The following is a 701-nucleotide window of genomic DNA, read 5'->3' as shown; positions in this document are numbered from 1 at the left end:
TATCATGCCCTAAAACACCGTTCTGTGAGGTTGGTATTGGAGAATAGATTTACAATTTAGGTGTTTTTGTGCGCATGTCATGTTGAATATTTAAGGGACGGCTTGTTTGGTAAGTTTTTTGAAATACGGTCCTTTGTCCTTTGAGGGGGCTTGATCTGAATCTTATATTTTAGGGGGAGATGCGCGAAGAATGTTTCTGTGCACTTTGGTCTAGTCAGAGATTAGACACCAAATCGCTTGCTGTTTTTTGCGGGTAAGCTCTCTAAAGTTTTTTAAAAGGGAAAATTCTTGTGCGCTATAGATGTATTGATCAGGGTGTGCGTGATGGTCTTTTGAGACAATATCCTTTGTTAAAAGATCCGCATAAAAAAAGCTTATTGGAACTTGTAGTTGTGTAGCGATTTCTAGTAAACAGCTTGCGCTTACACGGTTTAAACCTTTTTCATATTTTTGAATTTGTTGGAAACTCACCCCTAAAGAATTCCCTAATGCCTTTTGAGTAAGCCCCATGGCCATGCGTCTTTGACGAATTCTTTTGCCGATTGAAACATCAATAAAATGTGGGTTTTTGGTTTGAAACTGTGAATTTTTAGTTTGCACTTTGCTTCCCCTCCGGTTGCGAGCGCCCTCGCATTGGTATTCCGGGAGTAACAAGTACTGAACCCTAGTCAGCATTTTGCTTTTAGTGCGGTCGAGCACCT

General features: G+C 40.4%; 1 protein-coding gene. It reads right to left on the bottom strand.

Annotated elements, in window-relative coordinates; genetic code table 11:
* Window positions 1–210 precede the first annotated feature (210 nt).
* Window positions 211–600 carry a helix-turn-helix domain-containing protein gene (locus tag ACFINC_RS10835; protein WP_375617216.1) on the bottom strand — a complete coding sequence of 130 codons (390 nt, stop codon included), beginning with the start codon at window positions 598–600 and terminating at the stop codon, window positions 211–213.
* Window positions 601–701 lie beyond the last annotated feature (101 nt).

It is taken from the genome of Bartonella sp. AP58NXGY, from assembly GCF_042195785.1.
In the GTDB taxonomy this organism is placed as follows: Bacteria; Pseudomonadota; Alphaproteobacteria; order Rhizobiales; family Rhizobiaceae; genus Bartonella.
Note: the sequence above shows the minus strand (reverse complement) of the source record. Positions and strands in the feature narration are given on the sequence as shown.